This is a genomic window from Streptomyces sp. NRRL B-1140, assembly GCF_001280065.1.
GTDB lineage: Bacteria > Actinomycetota > Actinomycetes > Streptomycetales > Streptomycetaceae > Streptomyces.
In genome coordinates this window covers 38,688-64,265 of sequence record NZ_LGEA01000093.1, presented here as the reverse complement: position 1 = coordinate 64,265, position 25,578 = coordinate 38,688, and the positions used below count along the sequence as shown (strand labels likewise).

Below are 25,578 nucleotides of genomic sequence, written 5' to 3'. Positions count from 1 at the left end.
GCGGCTCCCAACAGGCGTGAGGGGCTTACACAAATGCGGTGGACTACAGGTCGGTGATCCGGAACTGCGTGAACGTGGCGGCGCCCGCATGCCCCGGCCCGACAGGCGCCGAGGCGAAGAGGCCGAGCAGGGCGCCGACCCAGCGCCATGGGGTGGCTGCGAAGACGGGACCCGAGGGGACCGGTCCGTCGCCGAGGTCGCAGGAGAAGCGGCAGCGGGCTCCGACGCCGATCTCGACGCGGAGCCTGACGCGCCCCTGGGGTGCGAGGCACGGATGGGCCGCCTCGCGCTCCCGCTCCGCGACCCCCTCGGCGAACCGGTGCACGAGGTGGACCGTGCCGTCGGCCCCTCGTTGGAGGCCGATCCAGCTGAACGCGTCCCCCAGGACCGCGAGTCCGGCGCGCGCTCCCGGCTCCTCACTGTGCAGGCGCAGCTCCGCCTCGACGGCGGACGGGACGCCGGGCAGCCGCTGGGTGAGGAGGTTCGGGAGTTTGCGCAGGTCGTGGGTGTCCGTCGAGCGGACGCAGGTGAGCCGCAGTCCGTCCCCGGAGTGGTGGGTGGCCCAGCCGTCCCTGAGGTTGGCCGTCCACTGCCATTGGCGGCCGTACCGTCCGCCGGGGAAATCGTCGTCGGTGGCGGGGGCGGCGGGCGGCTGCGGCGGCAGGTCGGGGCGGCGGTGTTCGGTGACGGGGGCGCCGTCGCCCCCGAGCACCGGCCAGCCGTCCGCGTCCCAGCGCATCGGCTGGAGGTGGACGACCCTGCCGTACGCGCCGCGCTGCTGGAAGTGCAGGAACCAGTCCTCGCCGGACGGGGTGCGCACCCAGCCGCCCTGGTGGGGGCCGTTGACGTCGGTGTCCTTCTGCTCCAGGACGATCCGCTCCTCGTACGGCCCGAAGAAGCCGCGCGAGCGGAAGGCGCCCTGCCAGCCGGTCTCGACGCCGCCGGCGGGGGCGAGGATCCAGAACCAGCCGTCGTGCCGGTAGAGCTTGGGGCCTTCGAGAGTGAACCAGCCGGGTATGCGGTCGCCGTCGACGATCACCTTGCCCTCGTCGAGGAGGCCGGTGCCGTCGGGGCGCATGCGGTGGCCGGTGAGGCGGTTCTTGACGCCCGAGCGGGACTTCGCCCAGGCGTGGACCAGATACGCCTCGCCGGTCTCCTCGTCCCACAGGGGGCAGGGATCGATCAGCCCCTTGCCCGCCTTCAGCAGGTGCGGCCGAGTCCAGGGGCCCCTGATCTGCGGGGCGTTGATCTGGAAGACGCCCTGGTCGGGGTCGCCCCAGAAGATCCAGAAACGCTCGTCGTGATACCGGAGGGACGGGGCCCAGACGCCGCAGTCGTGCCTCGGCGTTGCGAACTCCCCGGCAGGTTCCAGGCGGTCGAGGGCGTGGCCGACCAGGGTCCAGTTGACCAGGTCCCGGGAGTGCAGCAGCGGCAGGCCGGGGACGCGGCCGAAGCTGGAGGCGGTCAGATAGAAGTCGTCACCGACACGGACGACGTCCGGATCGGACCAGTCGGCGTTCAGGATCGGATTGCGGTAGGTCTCGGAGGTCACGGACTCACCGCCTTGCGGACGAGGGCCGCCGCGGCGTCCCGGTCGAGACGGCCGTCGGCGACGACGGTGACCACCCGGCGCACCACACTCCCGCCCGGCGGGACGGGTATCCGTTCGTCGTGGGCCAGCGAGGAGCCGACGCCCGGGTACTCCTCGGTGCGCACGAACCACGGGTCGTGCCGGGTCTGTTCGGTGGCACCGGCGAAGACCAGCGTCCAGGTGCCGCCCCGCAGGGCGAGCCAGTCGGCGGGGCGGCCGTGGACCCGGTCCTCCCCGTCGGCTCCGGCCGTGAGGACCTCCGGCGCGGAGGACTCCTTGCGGGCCCGCCAGAAGAAGCCGCCGTAGGCCGCGCCCGGGCGTCCGTTGGTCGCCGGGCTGCCGATCGACAGGGGGCTCCCGGTGACGTTGGTGAGGGAGAACGTGAGGTCCAGCGCCCAGGCCCGGTCGGTGAGTTCGGTGGCCGCCACGGTACGGCGTTCGCGCAGCAGTTCACCGCCCGCTGCCACCCAGCGCAGTTCCTCGACGAAGCCGTCCGGGTCGCGCAGCTGGAAGGCGACGTGCCGCTGGGAGCCGTGGTTGTCGAGCTCGGTCGGGCCCTGGTCGCGGACGTAGGTGCGTCCGCCCCAGAAGTTGAACCCCTCGACGTCGGGAACGGCGACACCGACGCCGAGGTGGTGTGCGTGGTCGACCGGGGCCAGTTCGGTCACGGCCGTACCGGACAGGGTGGTGACGGGGTGCAGGTAGGGGCGGGGGGAGAGCCGGGCCGGCAGTTCGGGCCGGGTGACGTACCGGCCCACCGGCCGGCCCGCGACGCGCAGGACCGCTGTGCCGTTGCTGGTCATGGGGTGCTCACCTCGTTCGACAGGTGCGCCCATGGGGCGCCGAGTTCGGAGTAGAGGGAGAGGGTGTCGGCGGCGGCCGCGACGAGCCCGTCGACGCCGGGCACCACACGGCGGTTCTCTTCGGGGATCCGGTGCCAGGCGGAGTCCGGCAGGGGCGCCGGGTCGGGTGCGGTGCGAATGGCCTCGACGACCTTCATGAAGGCGCCGGTCTCGTCCGGCGGGACCAGCAGGTCCGCGCCGGTGGTGAGGTGGTCGACGAGGTTCTCCAGCAGGTCGGTGCGGTTGTGCTCGGACTCCTGCGGGCCGTGTCCCGCGCGCTGGAGCAGCACGCGGTCCTGCTTGTACCAGAAGGTGATCCGTCCGGTGCTGCCGTGCACGAGCACATACGGTTCGTCCGCCTCCTCGGCGCACAGGGTCGCGGCGACCGTGACCGGGTGGCCCTGCGCGGTGGTGATCCGGACGCAGGAGGTGTCGTCGGACTCGATGGCGTTGGCGCGCAGCAGTTCGGTCTCGATGCCGGTGACGTCCTCGGCGCGGGTGCTGCCGCCCAGGGCGAGGGCGGTGGCGACGGCGTGGGCGAGGGGGTTGGTCAGCGCGCCGTCGATCACGTCGACGCCGTGCAACCGCCGCTTTCCCGCCCACGGCGCCCGACGGAAGTAGTCCTCGTCGCGCACCCAGGCTCCGGCGCCGCCGAGCCCGATGAGCTTGCCGATCGCGCCCTCCTCGATCAGTTCGCGGATGGCCTTCAGGGCGTGTGAGCCCAGCGACTGGAAGCCGATCTGGCAGACGACTCCGGCCGCGGCGACGCCCTCGGCCATCCGGCGGAACTCGGCGTAGGAGGGGGCGGGCGGCTTCTCCAGGAGCAGGTGCACACCGCGTTCGGCTGCCGTGAGGGCGAGGTCGGTGTGGGTGGGGATAGGGGTGCAGATCACAGCGATCCGCGCGCCGGTGGAGTCCAGCAGGGCACCGAAGTCGGCGGACTGCTCGGGCGTGCCGAGGTCGCCGAGCTCCTCCTCGGTCAGCGGCGTCAGCTCGCAGACGCCGACGAGTCGTACGAGGCCCTGCTGCTGGAGCCGGCGGATGTTCTCGACGTGCCAGCGGCCGTGGCCCCTGGCACCGGCGAGGACGACAGGCAGTGGTGTGTTCATGGCGTCGATCATGCGGCCGGTCACCGGATCCTCCCCGCCCCCGCGCCGCGGGCCACCGCCCGGTCGGCCTCCCGGGCGCTGTCGATCCGCCCGTGCAGGGTGGGCGTCCAGCCGACGTCGGCCGTCAGGTCGCGCTCACTGCCCGAGTTGTAGGCGTTGTATATCGCGAGCAGGTCGACCGGGAAGCCGTCGAAGAGCGTGCCGCTCTGGTGCAGGGCGCTGCCGTTCCAGCTTTTGACCAGGTCGGCGACCTCCACGTGGCCGGGCGTGTGGAAGGCGTTGTTCTCGGCGTACATCCGGGACTCGGTGGAGACGCCGAGCGAGTAGCGGTAGTCGTCGCCGGAGATGTCGTAGCGGTTGTTGTAGACGTGAACCTGGCCGAAGCGGACGCGCGGGGCGCGCTGGACGACGGACTCGAAGGCGTTGTGGTGCAGGGTGACGCGGAGCTTGTCGCGGTCGCCGGTGGCGGTGTCGCCGCTGCCGATGAGCATCGCCTTGTCGTGGCCGGTGAAGCGGCTCCAGGACACCGTGACCAGGTCGGAGCCGTTCGTGATGTCCAGCAGGCCGTCGTGGCGCAGGTAGTTGCGGGCGAAGTAGGTCGGTTCCTTCGCGTCCGGGTGGCCCTTGTCGCTCAGGGTCACGTGGTCCACCCACACATGGGTTGCCCCGGTCAGCCAGATGTTGTCGTACGCCGTCTTCCAGTCACCGAGGCCGCCGGTATTGGGCTGCCAGACGGGGAAGCAGTCGTAGGCGTCGCGCACGTCGAGGTTGCGGATGATCACGTTGTCCGCGTTCTTGACCTGGAGGCTCGCGCCCTTGAGGACGGCCGAGTCGCCGAGGCCGACGATCGTGGTGTTGGAGCCGACGGGCAGCACTATCCGCTCGGCCTGCCGTGCGGCCGAGGCCCGGCGGGCCTCCTCCTGGGGGCCGCTGGGCTTGGCGGATCCCCAGGTGCGGGGGTCGTAGGCGGCGAGGTACTTCTTCAGGTGGTAGCCGCCGGTGGTGTAGTCGGCGCAGTCCAGCCGGTCGCCGTCGTCGTCGGTGTCGGCGTCGATCGTCCCGGCGATCTTGATGATCTTCGGGGTGTCGCTGCCGCCGTCGAGGGCGCGGACGAGTCCGGCCCGGTCGGTGACGGTGAAGACGTGGGCGGCGTCGGCCGCCGCTCCTCCCGTGGTACCCGCGCCCTCGGCGGCCCAGCCGTCGTTCGCCGGGAGGGTGTCACGGCCGATGTCGCGGGCCTCGGCCTGAGCGGGGATGCTCAGGACTCCCAGCATGAGGCCCGCCAGGGCCACCTGGAGCGATCTCATCCCTTCACCGCCCCCGCGCTGAACCCGGTGATCAGCCACTTCTGGATGAAGGCGAACACGATCACCACCGGGACGGCCGCGATGATGCCGCCCGCGGCGAGCGCGCCCAGGTCGACGCTGTCGGCGCTCATCAGGCTGTTCAGGCCGACCGGGATCGTCTGCTTGTCCTGGTTGTTGAGGAACATCAGGGCGAACAGGAAGTGGTTCCAGGAGTGGACGAAGGCGAAGGAGCCGACCGCGATCAGGCCGGGCCGCAGCAACGGCAGCACCACGATCCGGAAGGCCGTCATGCGGTTGCAGCCGTCGACCCAGGCCGCCTCCTCGAGGGTGTAGGGCACGTTCTTGATGAAGTTGCTGATCAGGATCATCGACAGCGGCAGCTGGAAGACCGTCTCGGCGAGGATGACGCTGCCGAGTGAGTTGATCATCTGAAGTTCGGCGAAGATCTCGAACAGCGGGACCAGCAGCAGCGCGCCCGGCACGAACTGGGAGCACAGCAGGGCCAGCATGAACGCCCGCTTGACCTTGAAGTCGAACCGGGCGAGGGCGTAGCCGCCTGCCAGCGCGACGAGCGTGGTCATGAGCAGGGTGGCGACGCCGACGAGCACGCTGTTGGTGAAGTAGGTGCCGAAACTGCGGTCCGTCCAGACCTTCTCGAAGTGGTCGAAGGTGATCGGCCAGGGCACGAGCGAGGTCGAGCCGGCCGGGCGCAGCGAGAAGAGCAGGATCCAGTAGAAGGGGATGAGGGTGAAGATCAGGTAGATGCCCAGGGGCAGGTAGATCTGCCAGCGGGGTGCCTCGTCCCAGGCTCGCTTGCCCTGGGCGGGGTGCGGGGGTTCGGGGGCGGCGGGCACGGGGACGGGCGCCGTCTTGGTGGCTTCTTTGACGCTCACTTGCTCTCGCCTCCGAACTTGCTCAGGCGCAGGTAGACCATCGAGCAGAAGAGCAGGATCACGAACGCCACCGTGGTCAGGGCCGACGCGTAGCCGAAGTTGTGGGCGTCGACGGATGTGTTGGCGATGTACAGCGGCAGCGTGGTCGTCTCGCCCGCCGGGCCGCCGCCGGTCAGGGTGTAGAGCAGGTCGACGTTGTTGAACTCCCAGACCGCGCGCAGCAGCGTGGACAGGATGATGGCGTCCTTCAGGTGCGGCAGCGTGATGTGCCAGAACTGCTTGATGCGGCTCGCGCCGTCGACCTCGGCGGCCTCGTAGAGGTCCTTGGAGACGGACTGGAGGTCGGCGAGGATGAGGATCGCGAAGAACGGCACGCCCCGCCACAGATCAGCCACGACCGCCGCCGGGAACACCGTCGAGGTGTCCGACAGCCAGCTGGTGCCGTAGGAGCCGATGCCCAGGTCCGCGAGGTAACGGGTGATGCCCGTCTGGGAGTTGTAGAGCAGCACCCAGATCGCGGAGGTCAGCACGCCGGATACGGCCCACGGGGAGAAAACCAGGGCGCGTCCCAGGCCCCGGCCCACGAAGGTCTGGTTGACGATGAGGGCGAGCGCGAGGCCGAACAGCAGCTGGAGACCGACCTCGACGACGACCCACTTGGCGCTGAAGACCAGGGTGTCCCAGAAGACCGGGTCCTCGGTGAAGGCGTGGACGAAGTTGTCGAAGCCCGCGTAGCCGTTCCGCCACGGCTTGGTGGGGTTGTAGTTCTGCAGGCTGTAGTAGAAGACACTGATGACCGGGTAGGCGATGAACCCCAGCATCAGCAGGGCGGCCGGCGCGATCAGCAGGTACGGGAGCCTGCGCGGCGTGGCGGAGGCCCGGCGCCGCCGGGGTGGCGCGGGCGGTTTCGCCACGGCTGCGGCTTGGGCCATGACAGGGTCTCCGTTCTCGGTACGGTCGTACGGGAAGCGCTTTCTCGATGTGCGGGAGTCCGCCTGGAAGTGCGCGGTACGGGTTGCCTCTTGCTGTGTGCGTGGCGAGTGCGGATGCGGTGTGGCTGGTCGCGCAGTTCCCCGCGCCCCTGGAGTGGCGCCCGTCAACCGGCGTAGGGATCGGGGGCCTTGCCCGGGCGGGCCAGGAACTCGAAGTCGCAGCCGGTGTCGGCCTGCGTGATCTGGTCGTTGTAGAGCGCGCCGTAGCCGCGTTCGTAGCGGGTGGGCGGAGGCGTCCAGTCCGCCCTGCGCCGCTCCAGCTCCTCGTCGTCCACGTGGAGGTGGAGGGTGCGGGCCTCGACGTCGAGGGTGATGCTGTCGCCGGTGCGGACCAGGGCGAGCGGGCCGCCCACGTAGGACTCGGGGGCCACGTGGAGCGCGCAGGCGCCGTAACTCGTGCCGCTCATCCGGGCGTCGGAGATCCGGACCATGTCCCGCACGCCCTGCTTGAGCAGGTGGTGGGGGATGGGGAGCATGCCGTACTCGGGCATGCCCGGGCCACCCTTGGGGCCGGCGTTGCGCAGCACCAGGACGCTGTCCGCGGTGATGTTCAACTCCGGGTCGTCGATGGTGCGCTGCATGGTCTTGTAGTCGTCGAAGACGACGGCGGGACCGGTGTGCTTGAGCAGGTGCCGCTCGGCGGCGATGTGCTTGATGACCGCGCCGTCCGGGCAGAGGTTGCCGCGCAGTACGGCGACTCCGCCCTCGGCGGCGACCGGGTTGTCGCGGGTACGGATGACGTCGTCGTCGTGGACGGCGGCGCCCTCGATCTGCTCTCCCAGGGTGCCGTTGACGGTGGGCCGTTCCAGGTGCAGCAGGTCGGTGATCCGGGAGAGGAAGGCGGGCAGACCACCGGCGAAGTGGAAGTCCTCCATGAGGTACGTCTGTCCGCCGGGCCGGACGTTGGCGAGCACCGGCACGGTGCGGGCGATGCGGTCGAAGTCGTCGAGGGTGAGCTCGACCCGGCAGCGTCCCGCCATCGCGATCAGGTGGATGACGGCGTTGGTGGAGCCGCCGAGCCCGAGGACCGTGGTGACGGCGTCCTCGAAGGCCTCGCGGGTGAGGATCCCCGACGGCTTGAGCCCGGTCCAGGCGAGCTCCACGGCACGGCGCCCGGAGGCGGCGGCCATCCGCTCGTGCCCGGAGTCGACGGCCGGGATCGAGGAGGCACCCGGCAGCGTCATGCCGAGGGCTTCCGCCGCCGCGGTCATGGTCGACGCGGTCCCCATGGTCATGCAGTGACCGGGCGACCGGGCCAGCCCGCCCTGCAGCTCCCGCAGTGCGCAGTCGGTCAGGTTGCCGGCGCGGTGCTCGTCCCAGTACTTCCACATGTCGGTGCCGGACCCGAGGGTCTCCCCGCGCCAGTGGCCGGGCAGCATCGGCCCCGCGGGCACGAAGAGGGACGGTACGTCTGCGGAGGCCGCGCCCATGAGCAGCGCGGGCGTCGACTTGTCGCAACCGCCGAGCAGCACCGCCGCGTCGACCGGGTAGGACCGCAGCAACTCCTCCGTCTCCATGGAGAGGAGGTTGCGGTAGAGCATCGGGGTCGGCTTCTGGTACGTCTCGGAGAGTGTGGCGACCGGGAACTCCAGCGGGAATCCGCCGGCCTGCCACACGCCCCGCTTGACCGCCTCGGCGCGCTCGCGCAGGTGGACGTGGCAGGGGTTGATGTCGGACCAGGTGTTCAGGACGGCGATCACCGGGCGGCCCCGGTACTCCTCCGCCTCGTAACCGAGCTGGCGCATCCGGGCGTTGTGCGACCAGGTGCGCAACTGCCCCTCGGCGCCGTACCACTGGTGGCTCCGGAGCTCCTCGGGACGCAGTCTGCCGGTCATATCGACCACCCCGCGGCGATCGCGGCGACCTCGGCGCGCTCGCTCTCGGGCAGCGCCCGGCTCGGCGGGCGGACCTCGCGGCGGCACAGCCCGAGGGAGGCGAGGGCCTCCTTGACGACGGTGACGTTGTCGGCGGAGCCGTTCGCGGCACGCAGTTCCTCGAAGCGGCGGATCTGCTCCCAGACCTTCATGGCGGCCCGGTAGTCGCCGGAGCGCAGCGCCTCGATCATGTTCCGGGAGACGGCCGGGGCGACGTTCACCAGCCCGGAGGTGAAACCGGTGGCTCCGGCGGAGAAGTAGGAGGGGGCGTAGGGCTCGGCGAGCCCGGCCACCCACACGAACCGCTCCAGACCGGCGTCCCGGGCGAACGCGGCGAACCTGGCCGCGTCGGGCACTGCGTACTTCACGCCGATGACGTTCGGGCAGGCGTCGGCCAGTTCGGCGAGCCGGGCCCCGGTGAGCTGCGCGTTGCGGATGTACGGGACGACACCCAGCTCGGGTACGGCCTCGGCGACGGCACGGTGGTAGTCGACCCAGCCGGCCTGCGAGACGTAGGGGTGGACGGGCTGGTGGACCATCACCATCTGCGCGCCGAGTTCGCGGGCGTGCCGGGCGCAGGCGACGGCGGTCGGGACGTCGTGTCCCACTCCGACCAGCACCACGGCCCGCTCGCCGGCCTCGTCGATCGTCAGCTCCGTGACGAGACGGCGCTCTTCGGGGGTCAGGGCGTAGAACTCGCCGGTGTTGCCGTTCGGAGTGAGGGTGGTGACGCCGCCGTCGAGCAGGCGGCGGAGCAGGGCCCGGTGGGTGTCCTGTGCGACGGAGCCGTCCTCGGCGAACGGGGTCACCGGGATCGCCACCACGTCGGCCAGGGCCGCCCGCTGGGTCTCGAACGCCACGCTGCTCATTGCTGACCTTCCTGTTCCAGACCTGCCTCGGGGAAAGCGCGCCGCACGAAGCTCGCGATGTGGGCGTGCAGGGCGCGCGCCGCGCCGTCGGCGTCGCCGTCGAGGGCGAGCCGCAGGATCTCCCGGTGCTCGCCCGCCTCCCGCTCCCAGGAGGGCGAGGCGGCCCAGGCCACGGCGGAGACCAGGGCGGCCTGGTCGCGGACCTCGTCGAGCATCCGCCCGAGCAGCGGGTTGCCGCACGGCAGGTACAGGGCCCGGTGGAACTCCCGGTTGGCGAGGGAGCGTTCGGCGGTGTCGGTGGCGGCGTCGGCCCGGGTCAGCGCCTCGCGGGCGACGTCCAGGGAGGCTCCGCGCTGCACGGCCCGCCGCAGCGCCTCGGGCTCCAGCAGCAGCCGTACGTCGTAGACCTCGCGCGCCATGTCCGCGTCCACCAGGCGCACGGTGACGCCCTTGTACTGGCTCATCACGACCAGCCCGGTCCCGGCGAGGGTCTTGAGCGCCTCGCGCACCGGGGTCTTCGACACCCCGAACTGCGCGGCGAGCTCGGTCTCGACCAGCGCCTGACCGGGCGTCAGCTGCCCGGTGAGGATGCGGTGTTTGATCCCCTCCAGCACGTACTGCGTGCGGGAGGGGATCGGCGTGGGCACAGAGGTCATGCGCGCCTCTCGGATCTCGCGTCTCGCTGGATCGCGTATCGGATCTCGCGTATCGCGTCTCATATATGACGTATGAAGTACGACGCGATGACGGTAGGAGGGCGCGTGGGGTTCGTCAATGCTTTCGACCAAGAAACAGCAATCGCTTTCTACCCCCTGCTGGGCCACCCCGGGTCCCGGCCGCTCAGTCCCACCGCCCTGGCCAGCAGGGACGCGTCCGCGTCGACGCTGACGACCGGCCCGAAGATGGCACCGCGCTGGGGGTCGTCGGCGGAAGCGGCGAGGAACGCGTGGCAGGCCCGGAGCGCGGCCGGATCGGGAAGGTAGGACCGACCGGTGGCGCGGGCCAGGTCCCAGCCGTGGATCACCAGTTCGTCGACGGCGACCAGGCCCGCGATCTCGCCGGGGAGGTCGACGCCCCCGGCCCGGGTCATGCCGGTCCAGGCGGCCGGGTCGCGCCAGGCCTCGGCCAGTTCGGCGAGGACCTTGGGCAGGTCCTCGCGCCAGCCGGGCGCGAGGTCGGGGCGTGCGGAGTCCGGGCTGGTGTCGGTCGTGGCGCCGAGATCCTTACGGGCGGCGTCCCTGAAGGCGGCTGCCAGCCCGGCCAGGTGGCCGAGCAGGTGGCGCACCGCGTACTCGGGGCAGGGTGTCGGGCCGTCCAGCTGTTCGTCACCGACACCGGCCACGAGCTGCGCGAGGGTCTCCGTCTGCGGTCCGAGGTCGAGGGCCGGGCCGGTCGGGCCGGTGGTGCTGTCGGTCATGGGGCTGCTCCTCCGGGTGTCCTTTGGAAGGCAGACCGCCGCCGACCGCGGAACTCATCGCCCACCCGACGTTTTCCCGCTCTCCGCCTCCGGCCCCGCGTCGCACGGGCCGGCCGGTGTGACGCGCGTGCCGCGACGGCCCACCGGCCGGGATGACGCCCCCGGAGGCCCGGGCAAGATGTGCGTCGACCCGCCCACCGGCTGCCGGGCGCTCATCGGCGTTGCCGGCCCGGAGGTGCCTCAGCGGTAGCGGACGACGTGCAACCGATGAACTCCCGCCGGGTCCAGGACGGCCGGCTCGCCCGACGCGCCGTCGACCAGGACGACGCCGTCCTCCAGGCGGAGCGCGTTCACCAACTGGCCGACGGCCTCGCGGCCCCGGCCGTCCGTACGGCGGGCCCAGATCAAGGCGCGGGCCGCGACCGGCAGCGCGGAAGCCGCCTCGACCGCCGCCGCCCAGTCCTGGTGCTCCGACACGGACAGCACCGGACCGAGCTCGGCGAGCGTCGAGGGGAACCACGCGGCGCGGGCGGGGGGCGGTGGCTTCGGAAGGCCCGCACCTCCGAGGGTGCCGCCCGCGTCCCAGCGGGCAAGCCAGCCCCACGGGTCGATGTTGGGCAGGCCGAAGGGCGCGGTCTCGTCCTTCGGGACCACGACGGTCGCGTCGAGCATGCAGTCCTGCCAGTGACCCTCTCGCAGGAAACGGCTCGTGTTGCAGGAGAAGACCCAGCCGCGAGTGGTCTCGTCGCGCGCCGTCGGGGCGTGCAGTTCCACTTCCCCGTGGTAGGTGTCCTGAAGCCAACGGCGTGCCTTGTCGACCGCGGAGGCGAAGTCGGGTGCCGCGTGCTCCCACGGGGTGAGGCCCGGCGTGAACGCGCCGGGCAGCGCGCGGAGCAGCACGAGCTCACGGACCTGGGACGGGTCGAGGCGGGCCAGGGAGGAGGTCAGTGCGTCGAGGAGGACCACCTGCCCCTTGTGGTTGTGCGCGTAGAGCAGGTTGCCGGTCGCCTCGTGGCCACCGACCTCCCGGCGGACCCAGACCAGGCCACGGGTGTCCGGGCCGGTCTCGGTGACCGCCCGGATCACGTCGTCCCAGCCGCCGGCCTCGACGCGCGTGAACTCGGGGAAATAGCGGCGCGTCAGCCGTTCCCACCAGCCCGGCGCCTCGTCCGACGGCTGCCAGGGCAGGGGTGTGGACGGGGCGCCGTTGATCGCGGAGTGCAGAGTCACGACACATCCGCGGATGTTGATCCGGCGGGGCTGCGTCTCGACCCGGCGAGCCGCGTCCTCCGGTGCCACGGGCTCCAGATCCGCGAGTGGGGCACTGGGCGCCGGGTGGAACGGGGTCCCACCGTCCTTCGGCACGACGACCGACGCCGCCATCATCGGCGTCTCCGGAAACCCCGGCTGCGGCAACGGCCGGCAGGCCATCAGCCACGCGGCGGCCGTCTCGTGCACGGGGTGCCCCACGGCCAGCCGCACGAGGCCACCGTAGGTGGCGTTCAGCCAGGCGGTTGCCCGCGCGTCAGGCCCCGGCATGTCGGTTCCCCTTGTTCGGAGGCCAGTTGCCGGATGCCCGCATCTCCATGTACTGCTCGGTCGGCGGAAACGTCGGCGCCATGTGGGCGGGTGAGCCGTCGTGCGGAACAACGACGACGGGGCTGAACGGCTTCTTGGTGAAATCCCCGGTCTCGATGTGTTCCTTCAGGTCGAAGCACACTGTCCAGCCGTATGGAAATTCGACCGCTGTATCCGGGAGCATGACCACGGATTCCGCTTGCTCTCGGTACGGACCCGACTTCACGAACTCGGCGGCAGAAACGACTGCCTCATCCTTGGTCACCATCCTATTTGACTCCATCGCGATACGGAATGTGCCCGATACTCGAGACGTTCTTTTCCAAAAGTCCCAAAGTGCCACTTTGTCCATCCAGGAATACAACGCCGTGTGGGGTGTTCACCGCGTTGAACACGTGTGCCGTGTTGTTGGGGCGACTGATATAGACGACGCTTCTGGACCCTTCTCCCCGGTTCTGAAGATCCTTGATGATGTCATCGTAGCTGTCCACCCAGTCATAGTGACCTGCGGCCCTGTCCTTCATGCCCAGTTGCTCGGGCGGAATGTGACCGCCGGCTTGCTTGGGAGCGGCGCTCGCCTCGATTCCATCCATCCTGCGGTCCACCGTGACGGAGTTGTGGCTGCAGTTGTCCGTGTACCCGGGCATGCCGGTGTTGTTTACGTCCTTGAGCCACGGATACTGGTCGTCCAGGAACTCCTGGGCCTTCTTCGGGTCAACGGAATCGGCGTGAATTGCCTTTTCCTTGACATGGTCCGTCGACCGGGCGAGGTCGCTCCAGTCCTTCGGCGCCGCGCCGGCGGCCTCGTCCGCGACCTTCGCACCGTTGGGTACGGCTTTCGCGGCTCCGGCTCCCGTCTCCATTCCCTCCTTCATCGCGGCCCGCAGACCGCCCCGCGCCAGCCCGGCGCCCTTCGTGCCGATGAGCTCGGGTACCAGGCGGCCGATGAACTCCGACGGGTCCTTCTTGAAACCGTCCACCGCGGCGTTCAGCGCACGCTCGGGCTGGGCCGCGGTCGAGACCAGGCCGGAGAGCGTCAGGGAGATGTTCTGGAGGTACTCCGCCGGGTGGGTCAGGTTGTACGGGTCGACCGGATTCAGGCCGCGGGCGAAACTGACCAGGCCCGCCGTGCCCTTGACGACACCGCCCACGACGTGGTTGAGCTCGACGCCGGTCGCCACGAGTCCGTCGACCACGTTGCCGGTCAGGCGGTCCAGCGGCGGCGGCTCCGCCGGAGCGTGGGCGAGCGCCTTCTTGATGCCCGCCTCGGCGTCACCGGCGGCGGTGTTCCGCTGAGCACGGGCCCTGGCCAGCTTCTCCCGCGCCTGCCGGATGGTCTCCCTGCCGGGGTCGTGGAACGGCCCGGGAATGGGGCCGGGGTCCTGGTCCGCCCGCACCTTGGCGTTGTAGGCGTCGACCTTCTGGTTGTACTCCCCGATGGCCTTCTCTGACGCGCTCTTGCCCCGTGCGTACAGCTCGATGGCCTCCTGCGCCTGCTGCTGCGCCCACTTCACCGTGCCCGCGTAGGCGTCCAGCGCGGTGGCGGCGGTTTCGCATGCGTCGGCGGCCCGGAGCCACTTCGAGGGGTGGACGCCGAACTTCTCACGGAAGGTGTCCCCGGCTTCGCCGCGCCAGGCGGAGGAGTCGACCTTCTTCATCCCCGAACCGACCTTGTCAAAGGCGGCGGAGAAGTCCCGCAGGTGCTTGGCACTGCTCTGGATCTTCTCGGGGCGGCCGTGGATCAGCTCGTCGGCGTCCTCCGTCTGGCCGAGCTGCTGCTCGCCCGGTGTGGCGCCGAGGTCGGACGCGACCTCGTCGCCCCAGTCCTCCACGGCGTCCGCGGCACCCTGCAGGCCGACCCGGTCGAGGCCGTCACCGAGCCGGTCGGTCCCCCAGTCGATGCCCTCGCCGACGACTTTCTTGCCGGCGTCGACACCGTCCTCGAGAGCGTTCAGGCCGTCGTTGACACCGTCCTTCAGCCTGCCCAGTCCGCTGCCGAGGTCGTCGAGGACGCCCATCAGCCCTCACCTCCGCCGCCCTGCGTACGGGCGCGCTCCTCCGGCGAGGGGCCGAACTGCTCGTCCAGCACCTGCTCCCATGTGGCATCCGAGACCCCCGCGCGCTCGCGGATGTTCTCGGGCGCCAGCGACCCCATGCCGGCCAGGTTCTCGGACGTCATGATGTCCCGGCCCGCGTCGCGCCAGCCCTGGGCGCTGGTCTCCCAGGCCCGGTCGAAGGACTCCTTGCTGTAGTCGGCGTCCCTGACCTGGGTGACCGGATTGTTCGCCCAGACCTCGCCCCAGTCCTTGCCGGTGATCTCGTCCTCGGAGGCGTGCGGATTGCCGATCACCGAGTTGACGCCGACCTTCATCGCTCCTTCGACGTACTGATCGGTCTCGTAGTACGTCCCGGCCGCGAGCCCCGTCTTGAGCGCGAACAGGTTGCCCTCCTGGACCAGTGAACGGACGCCCCATTCCCACCGCTCACAGAAGGAGCCGAAGGTGCCGGTGAGGCCCTCCGCCCCCAACTCCAGTCCGGACAGCGCGATGTCGCCGAAACCACGGCCCGCGCCGGCCTCACCGACCATGCCGAGCTCTTTCAACTCGCCGAGCGCCGCGGTCAGTCCCTTGGCAATCTCGTCGAGACCGGTCGCCGTCAGATCCTTGCCGTCACCGCCCCCCGTCATCGAGGCGTCCCTCCTTGCTGTACACGGTCCACTGCGAACGCGTCGGGCACGATTCCGGTCAACGGGGGCAGCAGCAGCGCGTGTTCGGCACCGTCGGCCGCGTCCAGAGCCACCCCGCACGGCACACCAGCCTCCGGTACCGCCACGTCCAGCAGCCGGGCGCCGAGAACCGTCTGGTACGTCCACTCCCGATCGGCCTCGTCCCGGGCGAGCGCGTACCGGGACAGCGCCGACTCGTCGGAGAAGGCCAGGATCCAGCGGATGCCGCCGAAGTCGGCGGTGAGCCAGCCTCCGTCGCGCAGCGGCACCAGCACTGCCGTGTCCCGGAACGCCTCCAGCAGCACGGCGAACTCACGGGTACGGGCAGCCACTTCTTCCTCGGCGGGCTCCGGCATCTCCTTGAACAACGGTCCCTCGGCGTTGCCCGGTGTCACGGGTGGCCTCGGGGCACCATCCGGTTCAGCCGGCCGAGTCCCCTCGCCGGGGCCGGACTTGTCGGCGACAGGCTGCCGACCGGGTGACTCGGGCCGTTGGGTCATCTCTGCGTACTCGGCAAGTCGGGAACGCCGTAACGGCGTCTCCGTGCCGCCCCCGAAATCTGTCACGACGCAACCTTTGCATATGACGCACCCACGGTTCTCCTCGGCCTCGTGGGCCACTTGAGCCACGCGCGAGATCGATGCCTGGCGGTCACGGTTCTCGGTCCGGTCGTGGCGTGGAGGACAAGCCGACATGGCGGGGCCCACGAACAGGCAGCCCGGTCCGGCGGAAACGGCTCATAAGGCACCTGCCCGATCCGCTCCCCAGGGCCTTAGCGCCACGATGGCCGGACATGACGACCAAGAAGACCTGGCCCCTCGTGCGCGTCCTGCGGGACCGCGACGCCGGGCTCTGCCTCTCCGGCGTGGTGGTATCCGGCTTCGGGACCTCCGCCCTGTGGCTGGCGTCCGGCGTGTGGGTCAAGGACCTGACCGGCTCGGACGGCCTGGCCGCACTGTGCATGCTCGCCATGTGGCTGCCGGCCCTGGCCGGACCGCTGCTGGGCCCCCTCGCCGACCGGGGCCGCCGCAAACCGCTGCTGACGGGTATGAACCTGGTGCTCGCCGCACTGCTGCTCACCCTCGTGAGCGTCGACGACCCGGGGGATCTGTGGCTGCTGTACGCGGTGCTGTTCCTGTACGGCGCGGCGGGCGTCGTGCATGACGCGGCCGAGTCCGCGCTCGTGGCGACCGCGATCGAGCCGTCCCTGCTCGGTGACTTCAACGGCCTGCGCATGACCGCCACCGAGAGCATGAAGCTCCTGGCCCCGACGGCCGGCGCCGGCCTCAGCGCGGCGTACGGCGGCGCGAGCGTCGCCCTTCTGGACGCGGCGACGTTCGTGCTGGCCGCGGGGCTGTACGCGCTGCTGCGGGTGAGGGAGGAAAGGCCGCCCACGCCCCCGGCCGGCGGCCGTGGGCAGCGGACCACCGAGGGCGTCCGGATCCTGTGGGAGCATCCGGTGCTGCGCCCCCTGGTGCTGGCGGGCGGCGCCACGATGCTGTGCGCCGGCCTGAACGGGACGATGGTGTACGCCGTGGTCGACGGCCTCGGGCACTCCCCCGCGTACGCCGGCGTGCTGTACGCCGTGCAGGGCGCCGGTTCGGTCGCGGCCGGCCTGCTCGGCGGTCCCGCCCTGCGCCGGCTGGGAGCGGGGCGCTTCGCGGCGTCGGGCATCGCCCTGCTGGCTCTCGGGGTGGCGCTTCGGGCCGTGCCGTCCGACCCGGTGGCGCTGGTGTGCAGCGCGGCGATCGGCCTGGGGCTGCCCGCGGTGCTGATCGCCGCGCTGACGTCCGTGCAGCGCGAGACGCCCGGTGCGCTGCTGGGCCGGGTCACGGCCACAGCCCACACCACGGTGTACGCGCCGAACGTGGTCGGGCTGGCCGCCGGAGCGGCCCTGGTCGAGCTGGTGAGCCACCGGCTGGTGCTGGTGGCCCTGGGCGTGGCCCTGCTGGTGACGGCCGTCGCGCTGGGTCAGAGCCCGGCGAGGGCGGAGCGGACCGCCGCCAGGTCGTCGTCGGACGCCAGCCCGGCGTGATACAGCCGCAGCTCGGTGGCGCCCCGCCGGCGTGCCTCGGCGGCGTCGGCGGCGAGGGTGCCGGGGCTGCCGCCCATCCCCGAGACGACGGGGAAGTTGGCGGCGACGACGGCGCCCTCGCGACCCTGGCGCGCGAACGGCGTCAGCGTGCCGGTGCCGCCCGCGCACGGCACGACCACACCGTCCGCGACGGACAGGATGTGCGCCGGGTCGACCCCGGGATTGGCGCCGACGTGGTAGGACACGGGGTCCGCGTGCAGCAGCACCTGGAAGCCGTCGGGAGCGGCCGCCCGGACCGCCGCGACGGCCTGCTCCTGGAGGGTGCGGGCGGTTTCGTCGCGGTACGCGCGCGTGGTGGTGGCGAGCGTCTCGCCTAGGAGCTTCTCGATGCCCGCCCAGCCGCCGTCGGAGGGCGCCCCTTGCCAGACCGGCTCCAGCGCGGTCCGTACCGCGGCCGCCAGCTCGTCGGCGTCCAGGCCGTGCCGGCCGTAGCCCTCGCGGCAGGACGGGCAGAAGCACAGCGCCATCAGGTACTGCCCGGCCTCCCCGAGGCCGACGCCGCCGGTCTTGTCGTGGGCGTGCAGATGCTCCAGGCCGTACCAGCCGAGGGACTCCAGCTCGGTGCCGCTCGCCCCGGGCCGCACGGCCGCCTCGGCCGCCAGATCGACGAGGTACGCGCGCGTGGCGGGCTGCGCGATGCACGGCGCCCAGGGGTAGCGGTCGCCGTAGGCGTTGACGACCGAGGTGCCGGGGTGTTCGGCGCCGAGGCGGGAGTTGTGCGCGAGGACGACCCAGGTGTGCACCTCGAGGCCCGCCCCGGCGAGGGCGGTGGCGGCCTCGCCGAAGGCGTCCCCCGGGGCCCAGGGGCCGGCGGCGTAGGGGCGCAGCTCGCGACCGGTCCAGCGGTCGTCCGCGGGGTACAGCACGGCGGCGTGCTCGGCGGTGACGATGCGGTGGCGCGGGTGGCGGGGTGTGAGGGCGCGCGTGGAGTGGTAGGCGGCGGCGAGCGTCACCTGCTCCACGCCGAGCGCGGCGATCCTGGCGGGTGCCTCCGGATCCCCGTCGACGTCCCAGGGGTAGACGAATGTCGACGCCTTCACTTGGTCTCCTCCAGCAGCGCGTAGCCGCGCTCGATCACTTCGGCGAGCTGCTTGACATGATCCTCGCTCGGCTCGTGCAGCGGTGGCCGTACCTCCCCTACGTCCAGGCCGCGCAGCCGTACACCGGCCTTGACCAGCGAGACCGCGTATCCGCGGCCCTGGGCGCGCAGTTCGACGAACGGGCGGTAGAAGCCGTCCAGCAGCTTCGCCACCAGGGCGTCGTCACCGGCCCTGAGGGCCTGGTGGAAGGCGAGGGCGATCTCCGGCGCGAAGCAGAACACGGCGGACGAGTACAGCGTGACACCGAGGGCGCGGTAGGCGAGCTGGGTCTGCTCGGCGGTCGGCAGGCCGTTGAAGTAGAGGAAGTCGCCCGGGGCCTCGGAGCGGACGGCGCTGACGACGCGCTGCATGAGGTCGAGGTCGCCGAGCCCGTCCTTCAGGCCGATGATCCCGTCCGTGCGGGCGAGTGCGACGACGGTCTCGGGGGTGAACACGGCGTTGTCGCGCTGGTAGACGATGACCGGCAGGGCGGTCGCGGCGGCCACCTCGCGGTAGTGCCGCAGGAGCCCCTCCTGCCCGGCGACGACGAGGTACGGCGGCATGGCGAGCAGCCCGTCCGCCCCCGCGGCCTCGGCGAGGCGGGCGTAGCGCACGGCGAGCGCGGTGCCGTACCCGGCACCGGCGACGACCGGCACCCGCCCCTCGGCGGCCTCGACGGCGGCCCGCACGCAGGCTTCGAACTCCTCGGGCGTCAGGGCGTGGAACTCGCCGGTGCCGCAGCAGGCGAACACGGCGGCGGCTCCGGCCTCCACCCCGCGCCGGACGTGGGTCCGGAAGGTGTCGAGGTCCACGGAGCCGTCGGGGCCGCAGGCGGTGACCGGGAAGAACAGCGGCCCGCTGGGAATGTCGAGTCGAGCGGCGAGAGGGGCTGGCGTCACAAGCTCTCCCGGTTCCATATTCATGATTGGCGTCTATATTTCTGAACGAGTCCACGCTAAGGCGCCCCCTTGGTGCCGGTCAAGCACGCGCACCCCCGACGCACCTGCGGATTCACCCCCTCCGCGGCATACTTGACGGGCTCCGTCCCGGATCCTTAGCGTGTCCACGCATATGAATGCCGTGCGCTCATGTGCACGGTTGGCGATCAAGGAGACCCGAGGATGCCCGCTCCCCGCACCGTCCTGCTCACCGGCGCCGCCGGGGGCCTCGGCACCCTGATGCGGGAGCTGCTCCCGGCCTACGGCTACGACCTGCGCCTGCTGGACCTGCGCCCGATCGAGGGCGAGCCCGACGCGATCGTCGCCGACCTCGCCGACCGGGACGCCGTGCGCGAGGCGGTCCGGGGCGTCGACGCGATCCTCCACCTCGCCGGCATCTCCCTGGAAGCCCCCTTCGAGAAGATCCTCAGGGCGAACATCGAGGGCACCTACCACCTGTACGAGGCCGCCCGCGAGGAGGGTGTGGGCCGGATCGTCTTCGCCTCCTCCAACCACGCCGTCGGCTACACCCCGCGCCCCCGCGGCGACGACCCCCTCATCCCGGTCGACACCCCCCGCCGCCCGGACACCTTCTACGGCCTGTCCAAGTGCTTCGGCGAGGACCTCGCCCAGCTCTACTGGGACAGACACGGCCTGGAGACCGTCTCGGTACGGATCGGCTCCTGTTTCCCCGAGCCGACCAGCGTGCGCATGCTCTCGGTGTGGATGAGCCCCGCCGACGGCGCCCGCCTCTTCCACGCGGCCCTGACGGCCGAGCACGTCGGCCACACCGTCGTCCACGGCTCCTCCGCCAACACCCGGCTGTGGTGGGACCTCGGAACCGCCCGGGCGCTCGGCTACGAGCCGCAGGACGACTCCGAGCCGTACGCCGAGAAGCTCATCGCCGAGCAGGGCGAACTGCAGGAAGGCAACGAGGCGCACGCCTACCTGGGCGGCCAGTTCGTGACGGACCCGCCGATCTGGCCGTACTGACCGGAACCAGTCGCCACCGAGGCGGGCGGGCAGAGAACGGGCCCGCCCGCTCGGGCATTCGGGCACGGTCCGGAGCAGTCGGGCAACGCCGCCAGGGGCGCGGGGAACTGCGCGACCAGCCACAACGCACCCGCAGACGGCCACGGCCACCCCGCGGCGCCCCGCGTATCCGCACGACCGAACGGGCACACCCGGGCAGGATCGCGCCCGCAACAGACCTGGCCACCGCAGAGCACCCCCTGTAGAACTTCCCCCAAGGCCCGACCAAGGGCCCGAACGGGCAGCAGAGCAGGAAGGCGGGTGACGGCCATGAACAGGACCGCGGAAGAACGCCAGCGCGAGATCGTGCTGGCCGCTCGCCGGGACGGCGCCGTCGACGTCACCGCCCTCGCCACCGAACTGGGCGTCGCCAAGGAGACCGTACGGCGGGACCTGCGCGTCCTTGAGGACCACGGCCTGCTCCGCCGCACCCATGGCGGCGCCTACCCCGTGGAGAGCGCCGGCTTCGAGACCACGCTCGCCTTCCGCGCCACCAGCCACGTCCCGGAGAAGCGCCGGGTCGCGGCCGCCGCGGCCGACCTGCTCGGCGACGCCGAGACCGTCTTCGTGGACGAGGGCTACACCCCGCAGCTCATCGCCGAGGCGCTCCCCCGTGACCGGCCGCTGACCGTGGTCACCGCGTCCCTGCCGGTCGCCGGCGCCCTTGCCGAGGCCGAACACGTCTCCGTCCTGCTGCTCGGCGGCCGGGTGCGGCGCGGCACCCTCGCCACCGTCGACCACTGGACGACGAAGATGCTCGCCGGCTTCGTCCTCGACCTGGCGTTCATCGGCGCCAACGGCATCTCCCGCGAACACGGCCTCACCACTCCCGACCCGGCCGTCAGCGAGGTCAAGGCACAGGCGATCCGGGCCGCCCGGCGCGTGGTCTTCGCGGGCGTGCACACCAAGTTCGGAGCGGTCAGCTTCTGCCGGTTCGCCGAGGTCGGCGCGCTGGAGACGATCGTGACGAGCACCCTGCTCCCGGCCGCCGAGGCCCACCGCTACTCACTACTCGGACCCCAAATCCTGCGCGTCTGACCCCGTCCCCCCTTCCACCGGGCGCAGCCGCGCCTTGCCATGCCCTTTATCTCCCCATACATCCCAGGAGCGATCCATGCGAACCCAGAGCCGACGACGGCCACCGCGAGCCCCGCTCGCCCTGGCCGCCGCAGGGACGCTGCTCGCCCCGCTGCTGTCCGGCTGCTGGGTCGGCGCGGGCGGGGCCGGATCCGGCGGTGACGCCATCAACGTCCTGATGGTCAACAACCCGCAGATGGTCGAACTGCAGAAGCTGACCCGCGCCCACTTCACCGCGAAGACGGGCATCAAGGTCAACTTCACGGTCCTGCCCGAGAACGACGTCCGAGACAAGATCAGCCAGGACTTCGCCAACCAGGCCGGCCAGTACGACGTCGCCACGCTGTCCAACTACGAGATACCGATCTACGCCCGCAACGGCTGGCTGCACGAGATGAACGGCTACGTGGCGAAGGACCCGGCCTACGACGAGCAGGACGTGCTCAAGCCGATGCGCCAGTCCCTCACCGCGGACGACGGCAAGCTCTACGGCCAGCCCTTCTACGGCGAGTCGTCGTTCCTCATGTACCGCAAGGACGTGTTCGGCAAGAAGGGCCTGACGATGCCCGCGCACCCCACCTGGCAACAGGTGGCGGACCTCGCGGCCCGGGCCGACGGCGCCGAGCCCGGCATGAAGGGCATCTGCCTGCGCGGCCTGCCCGGCTGGGGCGAGGTGATGGCGCCCCTCACCACGGTCGTCAACACCTTCGGCGGCACCTGGTTCGACAAGGACTGGAAGGCGCGGCTCGACTCCCCCGCCTTCGAAAAGGCGACGAAGTTCTATGTCGATCTGGTGCGCGAACACGGCGAGTCCGGTGCCGCCCAGTCCGGCTTCGCCGAGTGCCTCAACAACATGACCCAGGGCAAGGTCGCCATGTGGTACGACGCCACCTCCGCGGCCGGTTCCCTGGAGGCGGCGAAGTCCCCGGTCAAGGGCAGGATCGGCTACGCCCCCGCCCCCGTCGAGAAGACGAGGTCATCCGGCTGGCTCTACACCTGGGCCTGGGGCATCCAGAAGGCCTCCCGCAACCCGGACGACGCCTGGAAGTTCGTCTCCTGGGCCTCCGGCAAGGGCTACGAGGAGCTGGTGGGCGACACGGCCGGCTGGTCGAACGTCCCCGCCGGCAAGCGGGCGTCGACGTACGCCAACGCCGACTACCGCAAGGAGGCCGGGGCCTTCCAGGAGATGACCAAGGAGGCCATCGAGAAGGCTCGGCCGAACGATCCCGGTGTCCAGCCGCGGCCCGCTCCCGGCATCCAGTTCGTCGGCATCCCCGAGTTCACCGACCTCGGCACCAAGGTCTCCCAGGAGATCAGCGCGGCCATCGCCGGACGCCAGTCCGTCGAGTCGGCCCTGAAGACATCACAGGCGCTCGCCGAGAAGATCTCCGAGGAGTACGAGGGACGATGACCGCCACGACCACGGCCCCCGTGGCCTCCCCCGGGATACCCGCCCCGGCCCGCCGCCCGTCCGCCCGGCTGCGCGCCTGGACCACCCGGGCTCCGCTGCTGCCCGCCCTGATCTTCATGATCGTCGTCACCCAACTGCCCTTCGTGGCGACGCTGGTGATCTCCTTCTTCGACTGGAACGCCCTCTATCCCGACGCCCGGCACTTCACCGGGCTCGACAACTACCGGGAGGTTCTCACCGACGCGGACCTGCGCCACTCGGTGTGGACGACCGTGCTGCTGACGGTGTCGGTGGTGCTGGCCAGCCTGGTGCTGGGACTCGCGCTCGCCCTGCTGCTGGACCGGAGGTTCCGGGGCCGGGGCATCGTCCGCACCCTGCTGATCGCTCCGTTCCTGGTGGTCCCCGTCGCGGCCGCCCTGCTCTGGAAGCATGTGCTCTACAACCCTGAATACGGCCTTTTCAACGGGCTGTTGCACTATGTGGGCGGCCCACAGCCCGACTGGATCTCCAGCACCCCGCTGCTCGCGGTCGAGGCATCCCTCGTCTGGCAGTGGACACCGTTCATGATGCTGATCCTGCTCGCCGGTCTGCAGAGCCGCGACCACGAGCAGATCGAGGCCGCCCGGGTCGACGGCGCGAGCGACTGGCAGATCTTCGTCCACCTGACGCTGCCGCACCTGCGCCGCTATCTCGAACTGGGCGCTCTGCTGGGCTCGATCTACATCGTCCAGAACTTCGACGCGGTCTTCACGATCACCTCCGGGGGCCTCGGCACCGCCAACCTCCCCTACACCGTCTACCAGAGCTTCTACCAGGCCCACGAGAACGGCCTCGCCTCGGCCGCGGGCGTCCTGGTGGTCATCGGCTCGATCGTCATCGCGACCTTCGCCCTGCGCGTGGTGTCGTCCCTGTTCCGCGAGGAGGTGTCCCGCGCATGACCGCCCTGCGCCGCAACAGCACGGGTCTGCTGGCCTGGCTGGCCGGGATCGTGTTCTTCCTGCCCATCGCGTGGATGGCGCTGACGTCGTTCCACTCGGAGTCCGACGCCGCGACCAACCCGCCGTCCTTCACCGCCGCCCTCACGCTGGACGGCTACCGCGAGTTCTTCGGCGCGGGCGGCGGCGCGAGTCCCTGGCCGGCTCTCATCAACTCCACGGTCGCGTCCGTGGCCTCCACGCTGCTGGTCCTGCTGCTGGCCTTCCCGGCGGCGTACGCCCTGTCGATCAACCGCGTCCGCAAGTGGACGGACGTGCTGTTCTTCTTCCTCTCCACGAAGATGCTGCCGGTCGTGGCGGGTCTGCTGCCGATCTACCTGTTCGCCAAGAACGCCGGGATGCTCGACAACATCTGGCTGCTGGTCGTCCTGTACACCTCCATGAATCTGCCGATCGCGGTGTGGATGATGCAGTCCTTTCTGGCCGAGATCCCGGTGGCGGTGATCGAGGCGGCGAAGGTGGACGGGGCCCCGCTGCCCACGATCCTCGCGCGCGTGGTCGCTCCGATCTCCCTCCCGGGTATCGCCGCGACGGCGCTGATCTGCTTCATCTTCAGCTGGAACGAGTTGCTGTTCGCCCGGGTGCTCACGGGTGTGGTCGCCGAGACCGCTCCCGTCTTCCTGACCGGCTTCATCACCAGCCAGGGTCTGTTCCTGGCGAAGGTGTGCGCCGCGTCGCTCGTCGTCTCCCTGCCGGTGCTCGCCGCGGGGTTCGCCGCCCAGGACAAGCTGGTCCAGGGTCTGTCGTTGGGAGCCGTGAAATGAAGGCCGCCGTCATCGAGTCCGTGGGCAAGGCCGTCGTCGCCGAGGTCCCGGACCCGGCGCCAGGGCCGCGCGAGGTCGTCGTCGAGGTCGCCGCCTGCGGGCTGTGCGGAACCGATCTCCACATCCTCCAGGGCGAGTTCGCCCCCGAGCTGCCGATCGTGCCCGGGCACGAGTTCGCGGGCGAGGTGGTAGGAGTCGGCACCCGGGTCACGGAGGTGGCGGTCGGCGACCGGGTCGCCGTCGACCCGTCCCTGTACTGCTACGAGTGCCGCTACTGCCGTACCGGCCACAACAACCTCTGCGAACGCTGGGCGGCGATCGGCGTGACCACGGCCGGAGGCGCGGCACAGTACGCCGTCGCCCCGGTGGCGAACTGCGTGAAGCTCCCGGACCACGTCCGCACCGAGGACGCCGCCCTCGTGGAACCGCTGTCCTGCGCGGTGCGCGGCTACGACGTGCTCCGCTCCCGCCTCGGCGCGCACGTCCTGGTCTACGGCTCCGGCACCATGGGCCTGATGATGCTGGAGCTGGCCAAGCGCACGGGCGCGGCGAGCGTGGACGTCGTCGACGTGAACCCGGCCCGGCTGGAGACGGCCCGCCGCCTCGGCGTCTCGGCGTCGGCGGCGACCGCCGACGAACTGGACCGCCCGCAGGGCTGGGACCTGGTCGTCGACGCCACGGGCAACGCGGCGGCGATCCAGGACGGGCTGGACCGGGTGGCCAAGGCGGGTACGTTCCTGCAGTTCGGCGTGGCCGACTACGCGACGCGCGTGACGATCGACCCGTACCGCATCTACAACCAGGAGATCACCATCACGGGTTCGATGGCGGTGCTGCACAGCTTCGAGCGGGCGGCGGAACTCTTCGCGGGCGGTGTTCTCGACCCGGAGGTCTTCATCAGCGACCGCATCCCGCTGGAGCGGTACCCGCAGGCCCTGGAACAGTTCGCGGCGGGGGTCGGCCGGAAGATCGTGGTCGTGCCGTAGGCCC

Annotated in this window: 24 protein-coding genes; 7 read left to right on the top strand and 17 right to left on the bottom strand. The window is 71.1% G+C overall.

The window, feature by feature from the left end; all coding sequences use genetic code 11:
* Positions 1-43: 43 nt before the first annotated feature.
* From ADK65_RS15505 to ADK65_RS15435, 15 genes are all read right to left on the bottom strand, one after another.
* Positions 44-1,552: a glycoside hydrolase 43 family protein gene (locus ADK65_RS15505; protein ID WP_053670721.1), complete on the bottom strand. Its 1,509-nt coding sequence runs from the start codon at positions 1,550-1,552 to the stop codon at positions 44-46.
* Entirely contained in the window at positions 1,549-2,394 is an 846-nt protein-coding gene (locus ADK65_RS15500; RefSeq protein WP_053670720.1) for a PmoA family protein, read from the bottom strand. The genes ADK65_RS15505 and ADK65_RS15500 overlap by 4 nt, the downstream gene beginning before the upstream one ends.
* Positions 2,391-3,542 carry a Gfo/Idh/MocA family protein gene (locus ADK65_RS15495; protein ID WP_053670800.1) on the bottom strand — a complete coding sequence of 384 codons (1,152 nt, stop codon included), beginning with the start codon at positions 3,540-3,542 and terminating at the stop codon, positions 2,391-2,393. Before ADK65_RS15495 ends, ADK65_RS15500 begins: the two co-directional genes overlap by 4 nt.
* 20 nt (positions 3,543-3,562) lie before the next feature.
* On the bottom strand, positions 3,563-4,849 hold the full coding sequence (locus ADK65_RS15490; protein ID WP_053670719.1) for a pectate lyase family protein: 1,287 nt from the start codon (positions 4,847-4,849) through the stop codon (positions 3,563-3,565).
* On the bottom strand, positions 4,846-5,742 hold the full coding sequence (locus ADK65_RS15485) for a carbohydrate ABC transporter permease (RefSeq protein ID WP_053670718.1): 897 nt from the start codon (positions 5,740-5,742) through the stop codon (positions 4,846-4,848). Before ADK65_RS15485 ends, ADK65_RS15490 begins: the two co-directional genes overlap by 4 nt.
* Positions 5,739-6,674: a carbohydrate ABC transporter permease gene (locus ADK65_RS15480; protein WP_053670717.1), complete on the bottom strand. Its 936-nt coding sequence runs from the start codon at positions 6,672-6,674 to the stop codon at positions 5,739-5,741. The genes ADK65_RS15485 and ADK65_RS15480 overlap by 4 nt, the downstream gene beginning before the upstream one ends.
* A 164-nt stretch (positions 6,675-6,838) precedes the next feature.
* Positions 6,839-8,569 carry an L-arabinonate dehydratase gene (gene araD / locus ADK65_RS15475; RefSeq protein ID WP_053670716.1) on the bottom strand — a complete coding sequence of 577 codons (1,731 nt, stop codon included), beginning with the start codon at positions 8,567-8,569 and terminating at the stop codon, positions 6,839-6,841.
* Complete coding sequence (locus ADK65_RS15470) at positions 8,566-9,477, bottom strand: dihydrodipicolinate synthase family protein (RefSeq protein WP_053670715.1); 912 nt, start codon at positions 9,475-9,477, stop codon at positions 8,566-8,568. Before ADK65_RS15470 ends, araD begins: the two co-directional genes overlap by 4 nt.
* On the bottom strand, positions 9,474-10,133 hold the full coding sequence (locus ADK65_RS15465) for a GntR family transcriptional regulator (protein WP_053670714.1): 660 nt from the start codon (positions 10,131-10,133) through the stop codon (positions 9,474-9,476). Before ADK65_RS15465 ends, ADK65_RS15470 begins: the two co-directional genes overlap by 4 nt.
* A gap of 149 nt (positions 10,134-10,282) precedes the next feature.
* Positions 10,283-10,894, bottom strand: coding sequence for a TIGR03086 family metal-binding protein (locus ADK65_RS15460; RefSeq protein WP_053670713.1), 612 nt, complete (start codon positions 10,892-10,894; stop codon positions 10,283-10,285).
* A gap of 240 nt (positions 10,895-11,134) precedes the next feature.
* Positions 11,135-12,433, bottom strand: coding sequence for a YrhB domain-containing protein (locus ADK65_RS36635; RefSeq protein ID WP_063788018.1), 1,299 nt, complete (start codon positions 12,431-12,433; stop codon positions 11,135-11,137).
* Positions 12,420-12,740 (bottom strand): YrhB domain-containing protein, encoded by a 321-nt coding sequence (locus ADK65_RS15450; RefSeq protein WP_053670712.1) that lies wholly within the window; start codon positions 12,738-12,740, stop codon positions 12,420-12,422. The genes ADK65_RS36635 and ADK65_RS15450 overlap by 14 nt, the downstream gene beginning before the upstream one ends.
* A 1-nt stretch (position 12,741) precedes the next feature.
* Positions 12,742-14,490, bottom strand: coding sequence for a putative T7SS-secreted protein (locus ADK65_RS15445; protein ID WP_053670711.1), 1,749 nt, complete (start codon positions 14,488-14,490; stop codon positions 12,742-12,744).
* Positions 14,490-15,158 (bottom strand): hypothetical protein, encoded by a 669-nt coding sequence (locus tag ADK65_RS15440; protein ID WP_053670710.1) that lies wholly within the window; start codon positions 15,156-15,158, stop codon positions 14,490-14,492. The genes ADK65_RS15445 and ADK65_RS15440 overlap by 1 nt, the downstream gene beginning before the upstream one ends.
* Complete coding sequence (locus tag ADK65_RS15435; RefSeq protein WP_053670798.1) at positions 15,155-15,553, bottom strand: hypothetical protein; 399 nt, start codon at positions 15,551-15,553, stop codon at positions 15,155-15,157. Before ADK65_RS15435 ends, ADK65_RS15440 begins: the two co-directional genes overlap by 4 nt.
* 437 nt (positions 15,554-15,990) lie before the next feature.
* On the opposite strand from ADK65_RS15435, the gene ADK65_RS15430 reads away from it, so the two are divergent.
* Complete coding sequence (locus ADK65_RS15430; protein WP_053670709.1) at positions 15,991-17,232, top strand: MFS transporter; 1,242 nt, start codon at positions 15,991-15,993, stop codon at positions 17,230-17,232.
* On the opposite strand, the gene ADK65_RS15425 is transcribed toward ADK65_RS15430, so the two are convergent.
* Together ADK65_RS15425 and ADK65_RS15420 are read right to left on the bottom strand one after the other, a co-directional pair.
* Entirely contained in the window at positions 17,169-18,332 is a 1,164-nt protein-coding gene (locus tag ADK65_RS15425; RefSeq protein WP_053670708.1) for a hypothetical protein, read from the bottom strand. The two genes, ADK65_RS15430 and ADK65_RS15425, sit on opposite strands and share 64 nt — an antisense overlap.
* Positions 18,329-19,270, bottom strand: a complete 942-nt coding sequence (locus tag ADK65_RS15420) for a 5-dehydro-4-deoxyglucarate dehydratase (RefSeq protein WP_053670707.1) — start codon at positions 19,268-19,270, stop codon at positions 18,329-18,331. The genes ADK65_RS15425 and ADK65_RS15420 overlap by 4 nt, the downstream gene beginning before the upstream one ends.
* A gap of 222 nt (positions 19,271-19,492) precedes the next feature.
* Here ADK65_RS15420 and ADK65_RS15415 point away from each other — a divergent pair, with 222 nt between their 5' ends.
* From ADK65_RS15415 to ADK65_RS15390, 6 genes are all read left to right on the top strand, one after another.
* On the top strand, positions 19,493-20,302 hold the full coding sequence (locus ADK65_RS15415; RefSeq protein ID WP_053670706.1) for an NAD-dependent epimerase/dehydratase family protein: 810 nt from the start codon (positions 19,493-19,495) through the stop codon (positions 20,300-20,302).
* A gap of 309 nt (positions 20,303-20,611) precedes the next feature.
* Positions 20,612-21,379 (top strand): DeoR/GlpR family DNA-binding transcription regulator, encoded by a 768-nt coding sequence (locus ADK65_RS15410; RefSeq protein WP_053670797.1) that lies wholly within the window; start codon positions 20,612-20,614, stop codon positions 21,377-21,379.
* A 76-nt stretch (positions 21,380-21,455) separates the two neighbouring features.
* Positions 21,456-22,829 carry an ABC transporter substrate-binding protein gene (locus ADK65_RS15405; RefSeq protein WP_053670705.1) on the top strand — a complete coding sequence of 458 codons (1,374 nt, stop codon included), beginning with the start codon at positions 21,456-21,458 and terminating at the stop codon, positions 22,827-22,829.
* The gene (locus ADK65_RS15400) at positions 22,826-23,767 is read left to right on the top strand and encodes a carbohydrate ABC transporter permease (protein WP_053670704.1); all 942 of its coding nucleotides are present in this window, start codon (positions 22,826-22,828) and stop codon (positions 23,765-23,767) included. Before ADK65_RS15405 ends, ADK65_RS15400 begins: the two co-directional genes overlap by 4 nt.
* Positions 23,764-24,588 carry a carbohydrate ABC transporter permease gene (locus tag ADK65_RS15395; protein ID WP_053670703.1) on the top strand — a complete coding sequence of 275 codons (825 nt, stop codon included), beginning with the start codon at positions 23,764-23,766 and terminating at the stop codon, positions 24,586-24,588. Before ADK65_RS15400 ends, ADK65_RS15395 begins: the two co-directional genes overlap by 4 nt.
* Positions 24,585-25,574: a zinc-dependent alcohol dehydrogenase family protein gene (locus ADK65_RS15390; RefSeq protein ID WP_053670702.1), complete on the top strand. Its 990-nt coding sequence runs from the start codon at positions 24,585-24,587 to the stop codon at positions 25,572-25,574. Before ADK65_RS15395 ends, ADK65_RS15390 begins: the two co-directional genes overlap by 4 nt.
* Positions 25,575-25,578: the final 4 nt, after the last annotated feature.